This window comes from Azospirillum brasilense (assembly GCF_005222205.1).
In the GTDB taxonomy this organism is placed as follows: Bacteria; Pseudomonadota; Alphaproteobacteria; order Azospirillales; family Azospirillaceae; genus Azospirillum; species Azospirillum brasilense_G.
Genome location: NZ_CP032348.1, coordinates 183,419 through 202,732, shown reverse-complemented (window position 1 = coordinate 202,732; position 19,314 = coordinate 183,419). Strand labels below are relative to the sequence as shown.

The 19,314-nt window shown below is 65.2% G+C and carries 20 protein-coding genes; 15 read left to right on the top strand and 5 right to left on the bottom strand.

The window, feature by feature from the left end:
* Positions 1-37 precede the first annotated feature (37 nt).
* Positions 38-445, top strand: coding sequence for a hypothetical protein (locus D3869_RS26820; RefSeq protein WP_137142778.1), 408 nt, complete (start codon positions 38-40; stop codon positions 443-445).
* 62 nt (positions 446-507) lie between these two features.
* Complete coding sequence (locus D3869_RS26815) at positions 508-792, top strand: phage tail assembly chaperone (RefSeq protein ID WP_137142777.1); 285 nt, start codon at positions 508-510, stop codon at positions 790-792.
* Between the two features lie 39 nt (positions 793-831).
* Here D3869_RS26815 and D3869_RS26810 read toward each other — a convergent pair whose 3' ends face one another.
* On the bottom strand, positions 832-1,035 hold the full coding sequence (locus tag D3869_RS26810) for a hypothetical protein (protein WP_137142776.1): 204 nt from the start codon (positions 1,033-1,035) through the stop codon (positions 832-834).
* A 117-nt stretch (positions 1,036-1,152) separates the two neighbouring features.
* Between D3869_RS26810 and D3869_RS26805 the strand changes: the two genes are divergently transcribed.
* The 10 genes from D3869_RS26805 to D3869_RS26770 all read left to right on the top strand — a co-directional run bounded on the left by D3869_RS26805 (position 1,153) and on the right by D3869_RS26770 (position 14,561).
* Positions 1,153-6,189: a phage tail length tape measure family protein gene (locus D3869_RS26805; RefSeq protein ID WP_175426636.1), complete on the top strand. Its 5,037-nt coding sequence runs from the start codon at positions 1,153-1,155 to the stop codon at positions 6,187-6,189.
* The gene (locus D3869_RS26800) at positions 6,189-7,898 is read left to right on the top strand and encodes a hypothetical protein (protein WP_137142774.1); all 1,710 of its coding nucleotides are present in this window, start codon (positions 6,189-6,191) and stop codon (positions 7,896-7,898) included. Before D3869_RS26805 ends, D3869_RS26800 begins: the two co-directional genes overlap by 1 nt.
* A gap of 3 nt (positions 7,899-7,901) precedes the next feature.
* A complete protein-coding gene (locus D3869_RS26795) occupies positions 7,902-9,953 on the top strand; it encodes a phage head spike fiber domain-containing protein (protein ID WP_137142773.1) in 2,052 nt (683 codons plus the stop codon).
* A gap of 21 nt (positions 9,954-9,974) precedes the next feature.
* The gene (locus tag D3869_RS33290) at positions 9,975-10,880 is read left to right on the top strand and encodes a gp53-like domain-containing protein (RefSeq protein WP_175426635.1); all 906 of its coding nucleotides are present in this window, start codon (positions 9,975-9,977) and stop codon (positions 10,878-10,880) included.
* Between the two features lie 11 nt (positions 10,881-10,891).
* A complete protein-coding gene (locus tag D3869_RS33285) occupies positions 10,892-11,458 on the top strand; it encodes a DUF4376 domain-containing protein (RefSeq protein WP_175426634.1) in 567 nt (188 codons plus the stop codon).
* A 97-nt stretch (positions 11,459-11,555) separates the two neighbouring features.
* Positions 11,556-11,885 (top strand): hypothetical protein, encoded by a 330-nt coding sequence (locus D3869_RS26785; protein ID WP_137142772.1) that lies wholly within the window; start codon positions 11,556-11,558, stop codon positions 11,883-11,885.
* Positions 11,886-11,887: 2 nt separating this feature from the next.
* A complete protein-coding gene (locus D3869_RS33280) occupies positions 11,888-12,061 on the top strand; it encodes a hypothetical protein (RefSeq protein ID WP_175426633.1) in 174 nt (57 codons plus the stop codon).
* Positions 12,062-12,212: 151 nt separating this feature from the next.
* Entirely contained in the window at positions 12,213-12,686 is a 474-nt protein-coding gene (locus D3869_RS26780) for a lysozyme (RefSeq protein ID WP_137142771.1), read from the top strand.
* A 215-nt stretch (positions 12,687-12,901) separates the two neighbouring features.
* Positions 12,902-13,447 carry a hypothetical protein gene (locus tag D3869_RS26775; protein WP_137142770.1) on the top strand — a complete coding sequence of 182 codons (546 nt, stop codon included), beginning with the start codon at positions 12,902-12,904 and terminating at the stop codon, positions 13,445-13,447.
* Between the two features lie 118 nt (positions 13,448-13,565).
* A complete protein-coding gene (locus D3869_RS26770; protein WP_137142769.1) occupies positions 13,566-14,561 on the top strand; it encodes a hypothetical protein in 996 nt (331 codons plus the stop codon).
* A 63-nt stretch (positions 14,562-14,624) separates the two neighbouring features.
* On the opposite strand, the gene D3869_RS26765 is transcribed toward D3869_RS26770, so the two are convergent.
* Positions 14,625-14,894 carry a ribbon-helix-helix domain-containing protein gene (locus D3869_RS26765; protein ID WP_137142768.1) on the bottom strand — a complete coding sequence of 90 codons (270 nt, stop codon included), beginning with the start codon at positions 14,892-14,894 and terminating at the stop codon, positions 14,625-14,627.
* 319 nt (positions 14,895-15,213) lie between these two features.
* Between D3869_RS26765 and D3869_RS26760 the strand changes: the two genes are divergently transcribed.
* Together D3869_RS26760 and D3869_RS33275 are read left to right on the top strand one after the other, a co-directional pair.
* The gene (locus D3869_RS26760; protein WP_137142767.1) at positions 15,214-15,420 is read left to right on the top strand and encodes a hypothetical protein; all 207 of its coding nucleotides are present in this window, start codon (positions 15,214-15,216) and stop codon (positions 15,418-15,420) included.
* An 83-nt stretch (positions 15,421-15,503) separates the two neighbouring features.
* On the top strand, positions 15,504-15,647 hold the full coding sequence (locus D3869_RS33275) for a hypothetical protein (protein ID WP_175426632.1): 144 nt from the start codon (positions 15,504-15,506) through the stop codon (positions 15,645-15,647).
* Positions 15,648-15,804: 157 nt separating this feature from the next.
* Here D3869_RS33275 and D3869_RS26755 read toward each other — a convergent pair whose 3' ends face one another.
* A complete protein-coding gene (locus D3869_RS26755; protein WP_137142766.1) occupies positions 15,805-16,572 on the bottom strand; it encodes a hypothetical protein in 768 nt (255 codons plus the stop codon).
* 306 nt (positions 16,573-16,878) lie between these two features.
* Between D3869_RS26755 and D3869_RS26750 the strand changes: the two genes are divergently transcribed.
* Positions 16,879-17,619 carry a hypothetical protein gene (locus D3869_RS26750; protein ID WP_175426631.1) on the top strand — a complete coding sequence of 247 codons (741 nt, stop codon included), beginning with the start codon at positions 16,879-16,881 and terminating at the stop codon, positions 17,617-17,619.
* 490 nt (positions 17,620-18,109) lie between these two features.
* On the opposite strand, the gene D3869_RS26740 is transcribed toward D3869_RS26750, so the two are convergent.
* Both D3869_RS26740 and D3869_RS26735 read right to left on the bottom strand, forming a co-directional pair.
* Complete coding sequence (locus D3869_RS26740; protein WP_175426630.1) at positions 18,110-18,616, bottom strand: hypothetical protein; 507 nt, start codon at positions 18,614-18,616, stop codon at positions 18,110-18,112.
* Positions 18,613-19,257: a hypothetical protein gene (locus D3869_RS26735; RefSeq protein ID WP_137142765.1), complete on the bottom strand. Its 645-nt coding sequence runs from the start codon at positions 19,255-19,257 to the stop codon at positions 18,613-18,615. The genes D3869_RS26740 and D3869_RS26735 overlap by 4 nt, the downstream gene beginning before the upstream one ends.
* Positions 19,258-19,314: the final 57 nt, after the last annotated feature.

The window sequence follows — 19,314 nt, the reverse complement described above, 5'->3', positions numbered from 1 at the left end:
CCACCCCTCATTCCTTTCCGACAGAAGGACCATCATCATGGATCTGAACGATTTCGCCGTGGACCCCGCCACCTACGAGAACGGCAAGAAGATCGAGTTCGGCGGCGGCACGCATATCTGCGTCCGCAGCGCCGGCGCCGACCGCGCGCAGAAGGTGCGCGAGCGGCTGTGGAAGCCCTACGCCTCCTGGAAGGAGGTCCCGGCGGAGATCCAGGCCAAGATCAACGCGAACTGGCTGGCTCAGGGACTGCTGACCGAGTTCGTCGGCTTCACGGTGGACGGCGAGCCCTTCAAGGTCGACCTGTCCAAGCCGGAGGATCAGAAGCGCCTCGGCGATCTGCTGGCCCAGCCGAAGTACAAGGCGTTCCGCACGAAGGTGCTGGTTATCGCCCTGGACGAGGGCAACTTCCAGGCCGCCGCCGATCAGGCCGCGGAGGGAAACTAAGGGAGTTCGCCCGCTGGACCTTCACCTGGGGCCGGCGGGCGGAGGAGATCGGCCGGGCCTGCATGGAGGACGACGAGGAGTTCCCTCCTGTCCTTCTCGATGCGCCGGACCTGAACCCCGGCCTGCGGCGGTTCTGGCGGGCCTTCTCGGACCTGTCTGGGGATCGTCCGGTGGGGGTGGGCGTCGGCGCCATCCCCATGACCGCCATGCTGGCCTACGCCAAGGACATCGACGGCGACACCGACCCGCAAGACCTCCGGCGCTTCGTCCGGTTCGTGCGGGCGATTGATGATGAGTTCCTCAAGGTCGAGGCGACCAAAGGCGGTAAGGAGCGGCCGGAGGGGTGAGGCAGGAGGGCTGGCGCCGAGATGCCCCTCCTGCCGCGCTCACCAGCGCAGGCGGCGCTCAACGCAGGCCTTGTATTCAAGGGCAAGGTTGCTCCCGATCTCCTTGAAACAGGCGTCCTCCGCGGCTTTGACGGCGCTGTTGCGAGCCATCTGTTCGCTGGCGCCAGAGAAAATCGCGGAGCCGAAAAACAGCACGACGGCGGCGATGATGATGCCGCCAGCGATCTTGAGCATGTCGTTCATGGTCCCCTCCCCAATCGTTTGGGGATGATGCCCGCACTGCGCGCATAAGTCGAATCTTCGCAAGCAAATCAACTCGGTGCCCGGCCAGTCCGCGGCGCCTTTTCTATGGGGCTCGCCATGGCTGTCGAACTCGCGCACGCGCTGGTGCATGAGGTCGTCATTGATGACCGGCAGGCGCAGAGGGGAGCCGATTCCGCCGCTCGCGCGCTGGATCGTGTTGCCGACGCCTCCGATAATGCTGCCGGCGCCGCGCAGCGTACCCGCACCGGCCTGCTCCAGCTCGATGATGCGACCGCCAAGTTCACCCGCGGTCAAGAAAGCGCATGGCGGGCTCTGGACCGCTGGAAGTCGCGGACCGATGATGCCTACCGCGCGAACAAGACGCTGGAGTCTGCGACGCGCGATCTCGATCGGGCGATAGCTCAAGGGATCAGCACTGAGGCCGAGAAGATCCAAGTCTTGGATCGGCTCCGCCAGCAGACCACCCGGTACGCGGCAGCCAACGAAAACGCCGCCCGTTCGACCAAGCTGGCCGCCCACGAGGTGACCAATCTCAGCTACCAGATCCAGGACGCCGCCGTGCAGCTGGCCGGCGGACAGAACCCGTTCCTGATCCTGATGCAGCAGGGGCCGCAGGCGACAGGCGCGGTCGGTGGCGTCGGGCGGGCAATCTCTCTCCTGGCGAGTCCGACCGGTCTCGCCATCGCCGCTATCGGCGGGTTGGTTGCTGCGTTTGCCCTCGTAGAACGTCACGCGGCCGCGCTGCGCGAGGTCGAGACATCCGTCACCTTGATGGGCGGTGCCATTGGCCGCTCCGCCGACGGAATGGAGGCCCTTGCGATCCGGGCAGCTGAGGCCGGGAAGATCTCGGTCGCGTCGGCGCGCGAGCAGGAAGTGGCGTACGTCCGGGCTGGAAAGCTCGGTGCCGAGAGCATGGAGCGCCTGATCGGTCTGTCGCGCGACTATGCGGTGGCGACCAAGCAGGACGTCGACGCGGCGACCGAGGATCTCGCGCAGCTCTTCGCCGACCCGGTCGCGGGAGCCGAGAAGCTGACGGCAGCCTATGGTCTGCTTACCGGCAAAGAACTGGAGCGCATCCGCGTCCTGACCGCCACCGGGCAGGCGGAGCAGGCGAGGCTTGTGCTTGCGGACAGCTTGGCGACGCGGACCCGCGGCCTCGGCGATCAGGTCGGGACGCTTGCGGCAGCGTGGGAGAGGGTAGAACGGGCGGCATCGAACGCCATCAATGCCATCGGCGACGCCACGGCCCCCGAGACGAATGCCCAGGCCATTGCGCGGCTGGAGGAGCGGCGCCGGCAATTGATCGCGGCGCGCGGCCTTGATGCCAGTCGGCTCGACGGCGAAACCGGCGGAGTGGCAGTGCCGGAGGGCGCCGTACCGGTGGACTCTCGATACAGCGCGCCCGGCATGGGCGCATCCCGTGGGGAGCTGGCGACGACCGACGCCGAACTTGCCCAACGGTACGCGCAGCGCGGCCGTGATCGCGAGATGGCGGCCCGGGTGGGCGACTGGCAGGGCCAGGTCAAGAACAGCGCGGCCGCCGATGAGGTCGCCCGTTCGGCGCGTCCGATGGCGACGGAGATCACGTCTCTCACGGATTCGATCACCAAGCTCGAAAGCGGCCTGAAGAACCCTGGGCTGATGGCGTTCGCCGATGACGCCGGCCGGGCCTTGGAGGGACTGAAGAACAAGCGGGCCGATTACGAGGCGGCGGCGGCCAAGGGCATCGATATCGAGACCGACAAGCGGCAGCGGCTCGCGGCGGTGGAGCAGAAGTATGCCGGACTCGTTGGCCCGGCAGCCGAGGCCCGGAAGGCGGCGGAGGTCGAGAGTATCAATCTGCTCGGCACCGCCACGACAAAGGAGGAGCGTCGGCTGGCCGTCGGCACCGCCGTGACTCAGGTGACAGCGGGGCAGGCCCGGGCGGTTGCGGAGCTGAGCTTGAGCCTCAGCGCAGGCGCCAACGCTGCCCGTCTGAACGCCGAAGCGGCGGGGCTGGGCGAAGCAGCGATGCGCCGTGCCGCCATCGAGGCGGAAGTCTATGCTCACCGGATGGACGGGACTGCGGCCGCTGTGCGGGCTGCGCGGGAGGAGCAGGAGAAGTCAGCCCGCGCGCAGATCCACAACGAGTTCGTCCGTGGCATCGACCAGCAGATCGCAGCCAACAGCCGCCTGATCGCCGCCTATGGGGTTTCCGGACAGGCCGTCAGCGAGGCCAACCGCTACAACGAGGCCTACCTTCAGACCTTGCGCGAGTATCCCGAGAGCATTCGGAACACCGCCGAGGGCGAAGATCTGTGGACGAAGGCGCTGGATCGCAACATCAACAAGCTGAAGGAGCGTGACCTTTCCCGGCTGAACAAGGACATCTCGGCCTATGCCGACGCGTTGCGTCGGGCAAAGGAAGACCTTGCGATTGATCGGGCAACGGCGGGATTGAGCGACCTTGCCGCCCTCGACTTGCGGGCTCGGTACGATGCCCTCAAGGCGATGGGCCTGACCATCGAGAAGTATGGGGAGCTTGACGCCGCCACCCGGCGGAATGTGGACATCCAGCTCGAAGGCGCGGCGGCCATCGCCCGTCAACAGCAGGAGGTCTACAACTACCGTGATGCCTGGGACACGGTGAACAGCAGCCTGGACAAGTCCTTCGAACGGCTCGGGGACTCCCTGGTCGATGCCATCGTCCAGGGCAAGGACGCCTCCATTGACTTCGGGAACCTGTGGAAGGGCATCACGGCGTCCATTCTGTCGGACCTCACCCGTCTGGCGTCGGTCGACCTGCGTCGGATGGTCGGGCTTGGTGGGAACACGCAGGGAAGCCTGCTTGACCTCTTCGGCTCCCCGGCCAACCAGAACGCCGCCAACCAGAACGGTGCCGGCCTGACCGGTCAGGCGACCGACATGGCGACCAATTGGGGGGCGGGTAAGGCGCTATCTTGGGCAGGCGACAAGCTGGGTCTGACGGGTGGGTTCGAGGCGGCGATGTCCACGCCTCTGTGGACCGGCACGTCGGGTGTAGCTCCGGGTTTCGTGGACGTCGTTGGTGCGGAAGCCATCACCAACACCGCCGCGGCGACGGGCGGCGGGGCCACGCTAGGGGGCGTCCTAGGCGCGGCTGGTGCTGGCGCCCTTGGCGGAGCCGTCGGCGGCATGATTGGCACGTCGGCGAACAGCAAGGCGGTGGGCGGCTTGTCCGGCGCGGCGCTGGGCGCCGTTGCGGCCTATGGGGCTAATCTGCTCGGACTCAGCGCCCTTGGCGGCCCCATCGGCCTCGGCATCGGGGCTGTGGTCGGCGGCATTATGGGGCTGGTCGGCACACAAAAGGCGTCTGTCGGACCCAATGCACAGGGCAACGTCGTCGTCTCTGGCGGTCGCTTCAGCGAGGGCCCCAGCGCCGCGGACAATGGTGGCGACGCCACCGGGGTCCGGCAGGCCACGGCGCAGATCGCCGCGGCCTTCAACGCGATGGCGGACGCCTACGGGCTGAAGGCGCCGGACGGCACCTACGGCCTCTTTACCGGCGGGCCAAAGGTCAAGGGCAATGGCGTCAGGACACCCGAGGAGCTGATCAAGCAACTTGTCGGCTCCCTCTCGGCTGATGGGCTGGTCGGTCGCGCTCTGGGATCGGACGTGGTGAAAGGCGCGTCCGACCTGGAGCAGATCAACTCCTACCTCGGGCTTGCCAAGCGTATCGAAACGGCAACGACGGCCCTGTCCGAGATGGACAAGTCTATCGGCGCTGTCCAGAAGGCGGCCTTCAAGGCGGCTGCGGATGGTCTGGCTCCGATGCTGGAGGAGATGAAGAAGGCCGGCGAAATCGGGGCATCGGCGGAGTACAAAGCGCTGGTGTCCGGTCAGGTCACGAACCTGCTGGACGACATCGCCAACCCGCGGACCTACACCGAGACGCAGACCGCGGTGGCAACCCTGACCGGCCAGCTTGCGGCCTGGAAATCGGTGCTGGAGCAGGTCAACCCGGAACTCGCCAAGACCATCGACACGATCCAAGAAAAGGGCTTGGAGCGCATCTACGCGGGCGTCCGGACCACCTACGCCGCGAACATGAACGAGGCGCAAGGGCTGAGCTACCGGAACAGCCTCCAGGGTGTCCGGGACTACTGGAACGCCAACGCTTTGGACATGGTCGCCGCCGGTCGGGACCCGAATGCGCTCTACGAGGCGCAGGCCAAGGCGATCATCGACGGGCTGAGCGACAGCCAGATCGATGATGTCGTGGCCTACTTCAAGGATCTCGACCCCGTGATGTCCAAGCTGGCGGACAGCCTGCGCGGCACAACCACGGCGGCCAAGGAGCGGTCCAAGGAGATGGCGTCGGCTTTGGAAGACCTGACGCTACGGGAGATGGCGGCCAAGGTGCAGCTTGGTCAGGTGTCCCAGGATGCCTACGACGCGGAGGCCCTGCGCATCAAACAGACCCGCGAGCTGGCGGAGGTCACCGATGCCGGTGTCCGATCCCGGCTGGCCGAGGTCCAGGCGCTGGAACGACAGGGGGCAGCCATGGTCAAGCTGACGGCGCAGGCAGGCAGCCTGACGGCTTGGCTCAACGACCAGAAGCTCGGCAACCTGTCCGCTCTGTCTGCCCCGGAGCAGTTGAGCGAGGCGCAGAGGCAGTTCGGGGCGGCCCTCTCGGGGTCGGACGCATCCGCCGTAACGGCGGCAGCAAGCGCGCTGCTGAGCGTAGGTCGGACGATGTACGGCACGACCGCCGACTATGCGGCCCTGTCCTCCTGGACGACCGGCAGCGTGACGGAGTACGGCAGGCGGCGAGGCCTGCCCGGCTACGCAGTCGGCACCGACAGCGCCTTGGCTGGTTGGGCGATGGTCGGTGAGGAGGGGCCGGAGCTGGTCCGCTTCCGGGGTGGGGAGCGTGTCTTCACCGCTCCGCAGACCCGGGCCATGCTCGGTGGGGACGTCACCGCCAAGCTGGAGGAGGTCCGTCGCGAACTGGTCGCGTCGCGGCAGACCAACACCCGCATGCAACACGTCATGGTGGGTGCCCTGGCGCTCATCCAACAGGCCATCGAGGCCAGCACCGATGCGCAGGCCAAGGCGGCCCTGCAAGCCAAGCTCGCCGCCTTGCTCGCTGACCAGAAGTCGGAGGCCGCCTGATGCTCGACGCCTACAGTCTCGACACCCAGCCGCTCGACAGCCTGGGTGTCGAGCTGGTGCCGTGGGTGCTGACCTCGGTCGGCACCGGGCGCGCCATCGACTATGTCTACATCGTGGATCTGTATCCGTGGCAGGGCACCAACGGCGTCTCCTATGGGGCGCCGTTGGTGCTTGATGCGGGGATGCTCGACGCGCTGCCCGGTCAGGAGGAGCAGCCGCCGGGCTCCATCGTCCCGCTCTACTTCGCCGACCGCAGCTACCTGACGGCGCCCACCGACAGCGTGGCGCCGCGCCGGCTGTACGAGGGGCGGGTGCAGGGGTTCTCGGTTGAGCGGCGGCTGCCGCTGTCGCCGACCGACAGCCGACGCGTCGCCGGCACATTCGGCCTGCTGGCCCTGCGCAACGATGACGGCGTGCTGGACAGTCTGCCGGACAGCTTCGCCGTCCAGGGCCGGCGCGTTGTGGTCAAGCGCCTCATCCGTGGCCAAGACCTGTCCGAGGCCGTGCCGGTCTTCGACGGCGTCGGTGTGGCGTGGGCGCCGGATGACGACGTGATGGGGCTGACCGTCCGCGACCGGACGGCACTGGCCGACCTCTCGTTGCTGCCGACCTATGGCGGCACCGGGGGGAAGGACGGCCCTGCGGCCTGGAAGGGAAAGGCCGTGCCCGGCGTCTTCGGCATCGCCCGTTGGGTGCCGCTGGAGTGCTACGACACCGCCTACGGCCTGTTCCGCTGCCACTTCCGCCGCATCAAAGGCGTGACAGGGCTGTGGGATAAGGGTGGCGCCTATTCCTACGTCGGCGACTACCCGACCGAGGCCGCGCTGAAGGCGGCCAGCATGATCGGTGGCCAGTACGCGACGTGCTGCGCAGAGGGGCTGGTGCGAGCCGTGCCGTCGACCGGCGGCAGCCAACCCTATCAAGGCACCGTCACCGCCGACATCGAGGGCGACGCCGAGGGCGGGTATGTCGAGACGCATGCCGAGATCGCGGCGCGCTTGCTGGAGATCGGCGGCCTGGGCGGCGTCGTTGCCGGCGGGACGGTGACCAGCCACGCCGCTTACCTGCCGGGGGCCTGCGGCTTTGCATGGACATCGCAGACCACTGTAGGCGAGTCCGTCTCGACGGTCATGCAGTCCTGCGCGAGCTGGTGGGGCGATGACCGGACCGGGATGATCAGGCTCGGTCGATTGGAGGAATCGGGCGTGCCGGATCTGGAGCTGGTGCCCGGCGCCGGGCTGCTAGACGTGACGCCCAGCACCTTGCCGGCCAGCATCGCCCCGGCTGTCTGGCGCTCTGCCGTCAACTACCGGCGGTGCTACTCGGTCATCAGCCGGGACGCGATCCTGGTCACCGCTGATGAAGCGACCAAGGCTTTCGCAGAGCGGGAATATCGGGAGGCGCCGCCGTCGGCAAACAGCCTGATCCTGTCCCGCTATCCCACGGCGCCGGAGCTGACGCTCAACAGCGGTTTCGACAATCCCGGCCCAGCCTCCGACCTCGCCAGCTACCTGCAAGCCCTCTACGCCCGGTCGCGCGGCGCCTGGGCACTCAAGGTGCCGCTGGTCGTGGCTGCCTCCCTCTGGCTCGGTCGGTCGCTCCGCGTGACGTGGCCGCGTCACGGCTTGGCGCAGGGCCGCGATGTCCGCGTCGTCGCCCTCCCGGAAGACGTCGGCGACCGCATCGCAACCATCATCGTCTGGGGATGACCCATGGCCAACGCACTCTTCGGGTTCGGCAATCTGATCGATCTGCCGACCACCGTCCTCTCGTGTGGATCGCAGCGGTCCAACCTGCCGGTCAGCAACCTTGCAGACCCCGATCCGCAGCGACCTTGGGTAACCGCCGGCACCACGCGGGATTGGGCGGCGGCCGATTTCGGCACGGCGCAGCCGATCCGTCTGCTGGGCCTGTTCGGCGCGCTGCTGACCAGCTCCGCGCTGGTGCGGTGGCGCGTCGGCAACAGCACGCCGCTTGCGGAGGCGGTGCCGATCCTGGATTGCGATTTCACCGCCGGGGGGCTGGACCCGCGCATCAGCTTCAGCCGCGCCGGCACGGCAACCTATCTGGCGGCCGACGGCCTGCTGAAGACCGCGGCCGTCAACGTGCCGCGCTTCGCCTACCGCTACGACGCGGCGACCAGCGCCATGGTCGCGCTCGGTCTGCAGCTGGAGCCGGTGGGCGCCAATCTGGTGCCGTGGTCGCAGGATCTCGACAAGTGGGGCGATCCGCTCGGCAACACCACGGTGACCGTCAACGTCGCAACCGCGCCGGACGGCACGCTGACCGCCGACCGGCTGGCGTCCGCGGTCACCGGCGCCGATCGCCTGCGCCGCTGGAACGTCGCCATCCCCAACGACACTCTGTCCCGTGTGCTGTCGGTCTGGGGCCATGTCGATGCCGGGCGCTATTTGAACGTCGGGATCGCCTACAACACCGGCGGCACATCCAAGCTGTCCCTGGCCACCGCCGATTTCCAGACCGGGACCGTCGTCCTGTCGCAGGGGGTCAACGAGGGGATCGGGATCGAGCCCTGGCCGGGCGGCTGGTACCGCGTCTGGGTGCCGCTGGCCAACAACGGTACGGGCAACACCGTTGCGACGCTCGACCTGCGCCCGTTCAATCACCCGAACGCAGGTCAGGCGGCCGGTGCGGTGCTGGTCTGGGGCGTGCAGTACGAGCCCGGGACGGTTCCCGGATCGGCGGTGCCGACAAACGGGACCGCCGCCACCCGCGCCGCCGATGTCGCCACCCTGGCCCTGGCCAGCGTGCCCGGCTGGAACCCGGCCGCCTGCACGCTGGTCTGCGAGTTCAATCCGCCGGGGCGGCCCGCCAACCCGGCGAGCAACGGCGGCCCGGTGCAGATCGATCGCGGCGACAACGGGCGCCGGCTGCAGCTGCGCCTGTCTGACGGCGTGGGGCTGCGCGGCCTGGTGCAGATGGACGGCGACACCTATTGGGCGGGAAGCTACGCCTTCACCGCTGGGGAGCGCGTCGTGGCGGCCTTGGCGGTCGCCAACGGAGACGCCGCCCTGGCCGCCGCCGGGACGCTCTGGGGCACGGTCGCCGCGCCGGTCCTGTCGGGTCTCAACCGCCTGTGGCTGGGGTCTGAGGACTACAGCGGCACCATCGCCCGTGTCACGCTGTACGCGCAGCGCCTGACCAACGCGCAGGCGGTGGCGCGGACCGGCCCCGACCGCACCACGGCGGTGGGCGACGTCTACGACAGCGGGTGGGTGGCGGCCGGCGTCGCTCCGGGATACTGGGCAACGCTGCGCCTACTCGACGCGCCGGTGGTCGGACGGTATGCGCGGGTGGACATCAGCGACCCGGCCAGGGCCACGCAGACGGTTAACGGCCAGGCGCCGGGGGACCTGATCACTGGCCGCTTGTGGGCCTCTGGCGTCATCCAGCCCATGCGAAACATCAGTTACCCGATCAAGGAGCGCCCCGTGCCGATGGACACCAAGCAGCGCGGGAAACGCTCCGGCGCCGTGTCGGTGGACCCCGGCGCAACCTACCGGGAGATCAGCTTCGGCTATGAGGCGCTTGGGCAGGAGGATGCGCGGGGCCCCTTCAAGGAGTTCCTGCGTCGCATCGGCGTCCGCGAGCAGATCGTCTTCATCCCGGAGCCGGGCGGCGCCTACCAGTCCACCGAAGCCATCCTCGGCCGGCAGGCGGAGTCCACGCCGCTGACCTGGGCGCAGTTCGCACAATGGTCGCACAGCATGACCATCGAAGAAGACCCGGCGCTCGGCGCCTGATACCTCACGGAGACCTCAGACATGTCGCTCGGCAGCCGTGTCCGGCAGTCCATCCAGGGCGCCGGCCCCACCTCCTTTGCGCTGGTCGACGATGCGTCGGCGACGCAGAGCCGTACCATCGTCACGGCCTACGGGTCCGGACCAACCCGCGCCGGCATCTTCACCATCATCGATCAGGCCGCAGCGCAATGGGCGGTGGTGGAGGGCTACGCGACCGCTGGCAGTGGCGACACCTTCACCGTGACGAGGACGATCCGCAACAGCCAGGGCAACGCCAACAACCTGACCTGGAGCACCACCAACGCCAAGACGATCTTCGTCGGGGACTGCGCCGACCTGCTGGCGCTGCAGTGCCAATGCCCGGTGTCCACCGGCAGCGCGTGGGCGTACGCGATCGCGCTGACGCCGGCGCCGCTGGCCCTGGTGACCAACAGTCTGATCCGCTTCTACGCCCACGCCGCCAACGCCGGCGCCTGCACCCTGGCGGTCAACGGCTTGCCGGCGTGGCCGATCCGGCGGGCGGACGGCGCCGCCCTGGTGGCCGGGCAGCTGGCGCAAGGCATCGTGGAGGTGCTGGCCGACCCCGCCAACAGCCGGTTCCTGCTGGTCAGCGCGCCGGGCCTGCCCGCGTCGTCCTGGGCGTTTGTGGGCCTGAACCCCGGAATGCACCGCGACCCCACCGGGCAAATTGTGAAGTGGGGCACCGCGCAAACCAACAGCAGCGGCTACGCCACGGTCACCTTCCAGGAGGCTTTCCCGGTGGAACAGCTGCACAACGGGGCAACCCTCTTCACGCTGACCGCAGTGCCGTCCGCCTTCATCATTGGGTCGGACGGGGGCAGTCAAACGCAACTGACGGTGACCGCCACCACCACGTCCGGCGCACCCGTCGCCGTCAACGTCAAGTGGATGGCGATCGGAAAATGATGGAGGGCACCATGCACATGCTCTATTCCGCGTCGTCGCGGGGGTTCTACCGGCCCGACCGCGACTATCAGAACCTGCCCGCTGATCTGGTGGAAGTCGCGCGCGACGACTACGAGGCCCTGTTCGCCGGGCAGGCCGCGGGGGCCGAAATCGTGCCGGACGAATCCGGGCGCCCGGTCCTGGCCTTCCCGCCGCCGCCGACGCTGGCCGAGCGGCGGGCGACGGTGGCCGCCGCGGTGGACGCCCTGCGCGACCGGCACATGGATGAGGGCGCCGAACACGGTGGGAAGCGCTTCGCCCTGGACGGCACCAGCCGCACCGATTTGGCGGGCATGGCGACCACGGCGGCGCTTGTGCAGCTGGGCGCGCTGGAGTGGCCGGCGGACTACGCCACGGGGTGGATCGCGCTGGACAACAGCCGGCTGCCGCTGCCGACGCCGCAAGACGGCATCGCCCTGGCCGCCGCGGTCGCCGCCCGCTACGCCGCGCTGGTCCAGGCGGCGCGCACCATCAAGGATGCGGTGGTGGCCAGCGATGACCCGGAAACCATCGACATCGCCGCGGGCTGGCCGGCCTGATCCCCTAACCTGCGACAACACTCCAGCCCAATCCCACCGACCCGGCGCCGACAAGGCGCCTTTTTCATGCCCGCGCCCCGGGCTGCAGGAGACCACCATGAAGCTGCCCCACGTCGTCGCTCTGGCCGCTGTCGGCACCGGCCTTCCCGCCGCGGTCGCCCTGGCCGATGACCCCACCGTCAACGGTCTCATCGGCTCCACCATCCAGGCCCTGACCGGCGCCCATCCGTCCGTCCAGGCCGCCGCGATCCTGTCCGCCGCCGGCCTGCTGGGCTGGCGGATGTGGCTACAGCGCCCGCAGCCGGAGATCGGCGCCCACTCCATGGACGAGATGTACGCGCTGTTGAACAGCGTGTCGGAGCGGGTCGACGGCCTGACGCAACGCCTCGACACCCACATCGATCAGCACGACCGCCGGGCGGCGTGACCATGCCGGAACCGCCCCTGCAACCCGACGCCCAGCAGGTCGCCGCCCAGGCCCTGGCCGATTGCGGTGGCAACGAGGCCGCCGCGCGCCTGCTGCTGGCGCACCTCCTCATCAACGCGCGCCGGGGCACGTGTCCCGGCTTCCTGCGGCTGGGTGCGAACGCCACGACCCGCTGAACCTCCCCTCTGTCGGGGCTCGGCGCGCTGGCAAAAAGAATGGCGGCCCCAGAGAGCCGCCGAGGTTCAGCTAATCCCCTGCCCTGGAAGGCAGATGGAGCAACGCTAAACGGGGCGGCTCTTTAAAACAATTCCAATGAGGAAGTAACTCATGACCACCACGCCCGCCGGCGCGGCGATCCCGCGCGAGATCCACGACGATGCCTTGGCCCTCGTCCGCCATTTCGAGGGGCTGTACCTGAAAGCCTACCTGTGCCCGGCTGGCGTCCCCACCATCGGCTACGGCCACACCGCTGGGGTTCGGATGGGCCAGACCATCACGTCCCTACAGGCCGAGGTCTTCCTGCGCGCCGACATGGCCGAGGCCGCTCTGGACGTCGACAAGCTGGTCAAGGTGCCGCTGACCGATCGGCAGCGCGGCGCCCTGGCCTCCTTCGTGTTCAACCTGGGGGCCGGTGCGCTGGGCAGCTCGACGCTGCTCCGCGTGCTGAACCAGGGCGACTACGCCGGGGCGGCGGCCGAGTTTCCGAAGTGGGTCTACGCCACGGTCGACGGCGTCAAGACGCGGCTTCCGGGTCTGAAGAAGCGCCGGGCTGCGGAGAAGGCGCTGTTCGAGGCCGGATGATCGAGGAGAGGCTTTTGCCGGCAAATACCGGCGCCGTGCGCCCTCCTCCGGAGGCTGTTGGTCGAGTTGATCCCTGCCGGTCCGCACTGAAGCGAGTGCGGACCGGGCCGCCGTTGGTCACAAACTATTTAGATTTCCTCCGCACACTCGCGCCGATGGCGCTCTGTGGCGAGCGCTCTCTGAAAATGCGCATACGTACTCACCGGGGGAAATTAATGATCCGTCCTCTCGCCGCGCTCATCGCGCTTCTGGGAACATCTGCCTGCGCCTCGATTACTGCAGGTACAACCCAATCCGTGGAGGTCAATACGCCTCCGAAGGGTGGGGCCGAATGCAAGCTGGCGAACGAGAAGGGGTCGTGGACGGTGCCGAAGACGCCCGGCTCCACCACCGTCACCAAGGCTTACGGTGACCTTACCGTGTCGTGCCAGCATCCAGACGGATCGAAGGGCTCGTCTGCTGTTCAATCCTCCACGGCGGGCGCGGCATTCGGCAACATCCTTGCCGGTGGCATAATCGGAGCAGCGGTCGATATGGGATCTGGAGCAGCTTACGTTTACCCGTCATCCGTCAGCGTGGCTATGACCCCGCCGGAGCAGCCTGTCGCGCCAACTCCCGATCCGGTTGCCCTCCAGCCAGCCCGACTCGCCAAAGACGATGCGGAACGCATGCTGCGGGATCTGGCCGACCTGAAGGCCAAGAAACTCATCACTGAAGCCGACTACCGTGAGCGCTCGCAGGTGATCCTGGCGAAGATGTGACCGCGGCGCGGCTGGGCTATCGCTCAGCCGCTAAGCCCGCGTGGTTGAGGTGAGGGAGGGGTGAAGGGGCGTTCCGGGTCGCCGCCTGATGAAAGCGACCCCTCGGGAGCTTGCGAGAATGACAGCGAAATACACCAAGGAAATCAGCATTTCTGCCACTACAATCAAATACTTAGCCCCTAAACAGCCGAGCAAGGAAATCTCACCCGATCAAGGCAGCTTGGGTCTGTCCATCGGGGCGGACACCACGGTCGGCGGTATCGGCATGGGGGTGCTATCAGATGGGACCCCTTACCTTCACCAGCGCGGATTGGCACTGATTTGCGGAGTCATGAATGCCCACATCGGCACGATCAGCAGTCAGTGGAATGATGGTGAAGAAAAACCTCGCATAAAAGCCATTAAGACTATTCTGGCAAACATGGGGGTTACGTACCCCGATGCGCATGTAGAAATCACCCATAAAGGGCGCACGTATTACTGCTACCCAGCGGATGTTTGCCAAGCAGTTCTCGAATATTACGCGTTCGATGCTGGCGTTAACTGTCAGCCAAACGCCCGAGAGAATTTCCGCAAACTTGCTGGGTCAAAGTTAAAGGAGCTAATTTATCAGAACGTTGGCTATGATCCCACTGGCAGGCATCAGGATAAATTTAAGAAATGGCATGAGCGTATCGCCTTAAATCATCAATCGGCGCCAAAGAATTATTTTTGCGTTTTCAACGAAGCGAGCACGATCATATACGAGTTGATCTTGGCTGGGGCGGAAATAGACGAAAACCTTATTGTTGATATATCGATTGGAATTCACTGGGGAAAGTTTTGGTCGGAACGGCAAATGGACCAAACCTACGGGGCACGGAAAAAATGGCCGCATCGATACCCAGATGACCACCCCCAAGCCAAGTCGAACCCGCAGGAAGCATGGTGCTATCCAGTCTCAGCGCTAGGCGAATACCGTCAATGGCTGCAGAACGACTACCTGGAAGGCGGGAAGTTCAAAAAGTACCTCGACGGGAAGGTAAAAGGGGGAGGGCTTTGTCCTTCTGTCGCTAGCTTGGCAATAGAGGCGGTGGTGCCCGCTCAGCTTCCTAGCCCCAGTAAAAAGAAGTGACACGTCACCTGGGCGCCTACGGGCGCCCTCTCATTCCCACGCCGCGCTCCGGCGCCGGCTCCGTCACTCCGCCGCTACGGCCATCTCGTATCGGACCTCTTCCCGCCCCGGCGTGGCCGCCCTGAAATACTCCATCACGTAGACCCGCACGGTGCTGGACAGGCTGTCTGCGTCCTGGGCATCCATCCGCTCGGCGAGGCGGGTGCACAGCGCGCCGACCGTCAGGCCCTCCCTCTGCGCGATCTCCGCCAGGGCGTCCCAGAAGGCCGGCTCCAGCCGCATGCTGGTGCGCTTCCCGGCGACGCAAACGTTCCTGAGCTTCTTCGATGACATGGCATCCACCACGCGACACGTTGCATTCTTCCGTATGCACAGTCGTGGAGTTGGAGCCGAAAAACATGTGATGGATCTCACATAAAACGGGGCTCTCGCGCCGCGGCCGGCAAGGTCACAACGGGATCGCCGCCGACCCGCCATTCACCCCGTTGACCGCCTAGGAATGTTCTCGTAACGTTCCCGTATGCCGGCACCGAACCACCCGCCGAAACACGAACCGTCGTACAGGCTCAACGCCCTGGGCACCCTGGCGAAGCGAGGCGTCACGCGGCTTGAGTTCTGGTGCCCGGCCTGTCGCCGCCAGAGCTGCCGGGACATGAAGCTGCTGCTCGCGAAATTCGACCCGGCCACCGATCTCGTCACCCTGGCCTGCCGGGCGCGCTGTGGTGGCTGCGGTCGCCGGGGCTGCCACATCCAGCCGGCCGAGCCGCCGGCGCCGGGAACGCCTGGTTACCGGGAATGGCTGCGTGACGAGATGAACCGCTGCCAAGCCTTCCTGACGGAGGCCAGAGAGCAGCTGTAGCCGCCGACGAACACCCCCACTGCTGATCCATCCCCGCCGCCCGGCATCCCGCCCGGCGGCTTTTTCGTGCCCAGAGGAGGGGCATGACCATGAACGTCCTCAAGTCCAAGAAGCTGCTCGTCCTGGGCGCCCTCGCCGTCGTCGGCGCCGTGGACTACTTCGCCGGAACCGATCTCCTGCCGGCACTGCTGGCCAAGGTCTGCCCGGTGTTGAGAGGTGGGCAGTGAGGCTGGAGCCACGACTGCCCGATATCATAGGATTATTTTATTTCTGGACTAGAGATAGTGGCGCCACTTTTTTGTGGCGCCACTACTTCATCTAAAAGATATCCGGTTATTGCGTCGTTTCACCGGCCTTCATACGGAACTTTTCTTCCGTAAACGATTATTCCATGTTTTCTCCTTCAATGAAATCTGGTATTTCTTCTACCGATTGAGGTAAATCCTCTTCAGTAAGAGGAGGGCGTATCATGATTTTTCCTGTTTCGTCTTTGGCCCAGCTGGCACGATTTGATTGTTTAATCATGTTTGCCGCTCTGCTAATAACTTTTTTTACATAATTTATATATATATCTTGCGCTTCTTGGCGTGGCCCATCGACTCCTACGCACGTTGTGTGAACATTCTTTGGCAGCTTACTTGTTATAGACTTGTCAATTACAGTGCCGGTTATAAGAACAAACTCAATTTTGCTCTGCCTTTTAAAAAAATCCGCAGATATAAGATGGTTCACATTATCAGAGCTGGGATGATACAAGTTGTATTCAATAAACATCAAATCAGGTTTATTCAATATAATGTATTCATCGAGTTCTCTTATTATCCTTTTCTTGGCGTGAGCAATTAACATTTCTGCATCGCTTTCCACTTTGATAATTTTATCGTGAATTCTGTTCGAATTCTTGGTGCAGTTAAAAATTGTTGATATACTGACGTTATTTTCATTCTCACGACAGTGATTGATGATTTCACTTAATCCATATGATAGAATCCTGATTAAAGATTGCAAATTACTTTCTTCTTCAGAGTACCCATCTTTAAGTATTTCCGCCGTACATTCGTCCCCAAACCCCTTAATTTCCTTAATTGCTGCCTCAATTACCATGCTTCTAAAGCTGCTGTGCATAAAGCGGCCGATTTTGACGACGATCATTTTCTGCATCCTTTCGATGGTTAGGTGTTAAGATTGTCTTGCGCCGCCAAAAAGCGCAGATAATACTTGACGATTTGCGCATTGCTGACGTGAATGGGTGCCGTGTTAATTTAAAACCTGCGTTGTCGCCTGCTCGCTGTTTTGCGCGCAGGCGACAACTCCTTAGCTCTCCTCCCGGCAGGAAAGCCCTGTTTGACACCTACAGAGATCTGTTCTGAAACAGATACTCGGTTTCGTTGCTGAACCAGAGCCGTACCGACTTAGCTGGCTTCCATCCCTTTCGCCACGACCATAAAGGAAACCACCATGAACGCCATGTTCCCGGCGCGCACTGTCGCGCCTGACTTTCGGCTCGTCGAGACCCTGTCGCTGGGCACCAGCCCGCTCGCCCCAGCGCTGGGCGCCGCGCGTGACCGTCTCTGCGGCGAACTGGTCGCCCGCGGCGTGACATCGATCCTGTGCGAGTCCTGGCCGGACCTGGAGCAACTGAACGCCCGGCACCGCAATAGCTGGTTCCCGCTCCTGCCCAAGCCCGCCAGTGCCCCGTCCTTCTGGCTCGGGCTGGTCGACGGGGAAGGGGAGGTGGTTGCCACGCACGCCGTGGTGCTGCTCGACTGCTCCGCATCCAGCTTCGGCGCCCGGCTGGCGGATCTGTCGGCGCTGCACGATCCTGGCTCGGCGCCGGCGGATGAATGGGCCTTCGTCGCCAGCGAGGCCGCGCACGACACCCGCGGGTCGGTGGCCTGGATCGTCGCCGGCTGGACCCGTCCGGACTGGCGCGGTGCCGGCCTGTTCCATCGGCTCGGCGAGCTGGTGCGGCTTGTTGCTCTATCCCGCTGGAACCCGAAGTGGGTGGTTGGGCTGGTCGATCCGGAGACGGTGCCGGTGTGGAGCGGCCGGGGCGGTGGTCGCCGCCGGCTGGAGGAGCGGCCGGGCATCCTCTATCACCAGAACGGCGTCGGCCGGCTCCCGCTGCACCTCATGCGGTGGAGCCGGGCGGCTGTCGCGCTGGACCTGGAGATCATCCCCCACATGGCCACGACCTGACGCGCCTGGCACATGGAAGCCTCATTCCTGTTACCCCTGAGGAATGAGGCTGGTGAGCTGGAGGGCAGAGCCGTGAGGAAGCAGGGGGTTGGAAAACTGATATCCTTCAAAGCGGCGGTTCGGTGTGGGAGCGTTGCGTCGGCATTGCTCATAGCGGCCTGCGCCAACCTTAGCCCGCCGCCGCAGGCTGCTCCAGAACCCGGCGCGGTGAGCGCTCTGGATCAGCTAAGCTCAAACGCTTGCAATGAGGTTGTCGCGTCGTCCCTCGCCGGAGCACGAATACCGGTATCCGATGTCCGCTATCTGACCTACGGGCTTTATCGCGATATCAATAGAGGGGAAATCGTCGGCTATGATGCCTGGGTGGGGATGAACAGCCAGCCTGGAGCAGTCGTCGTGCAGCTCGATGAATACTGTGCGCCACAGCAGATCTATGCCCGTGGAGGCGCCCGTCTGCCGAGCGCCCCTTGACGAGCAGGTCGATCACGATTCAATGCAGCGTCTGGACATCGACGGCCGACAGCACGGCACGGCGTCCGCCTTCCGCCCAGCCATAAACCGCGTGCGTATAGACAAAGGGGCGTCCAAGGCCCGTAACGGTGATCTTGTTGAACAGGGCTTCACCTCCACAGATGGCTTCGACGTATTGCAGGCCAATGCTATGTGCGAACTCGGCGTGCGGATCAACTTCCTCCGGCTGGTTGAGCATGGACCGGCCCCACGCCCTGCCCAGCACACTCAGCGTCGGAGCGCCGATGTACTTAAACAGGAGCGGCGCTGCCGGCCGCTCTGATGCCAGGAAAGTGCACCGGTTCAGCAGACGCTCGCTCTTCAGGAAGGCAAATACTGCCGGGGAAAGGCTACGCTGCCGCCGACACTCCGCGATGATTTGCTGCTGCCAGTCGGCAGCATCAGGCAGGGAGAGCCGATGTACCTCGGTGCACGGGGCGAAGCGGAGATCATCAGCCCGGTAGGATGGAAAGGCGACAACACTCACGCTGCACGCTCCTGCTGGTAGGCGCGGACCATAGCAGCGAAACCCTGCCGAACCTGGGCCGGGGCGCAACCAGTCGCTTGAACGGCGGCATCAATCATCGCCCCCGTTGGCTCTGCCGGAACGGAGAGCGTGTCACGTGCTTGGTCCTCAAAGGCTGCGACAGCAGCGGCGAAAAGGTTCTGTGCGGCCAAGCGCGGCCAGAGGCGGTCAGCGGAGGCGAGGAAGTAGTCGGCTGCCAACTCCGCAGGATCGGCGCCCGTTTCGCGAATCAGCACATCAAAGATCGACCGCGCCAATCGTTCAATCAGGAACAGGGCGCGTTGCGCCGATTCATCATTACCGTCCCGTACCGCTGCCTCTACATCGTCGGCAAGGTGCCGAAGATGCAGGGTGTGCACAGCTGCGTCGGCGAGGCTCACAGCCTTGGTTGCTAGGATCATGCGCTCAATTGCCGCCTGGGCGGCGCCATTAGCCCGCTCTTTAGCGTCAAGGCGTATAGCTATCTGCTCTGAAGCGGCCTCGCGCTCGGCATCCATCCGGCGACCTTCGGCAATGATCGTGCCGAGGGCTGTGCCAAGTACATAAAGATGGCTAGGTCCGCTAGTTGCAGTTAAAGGGGTGACGTCCTCCGAACCGGTCATGGCCCGCAGCTCCAGCTAGGTACGTGTCGGTGGCGTTCACAGCTTGCCGGCACGCGG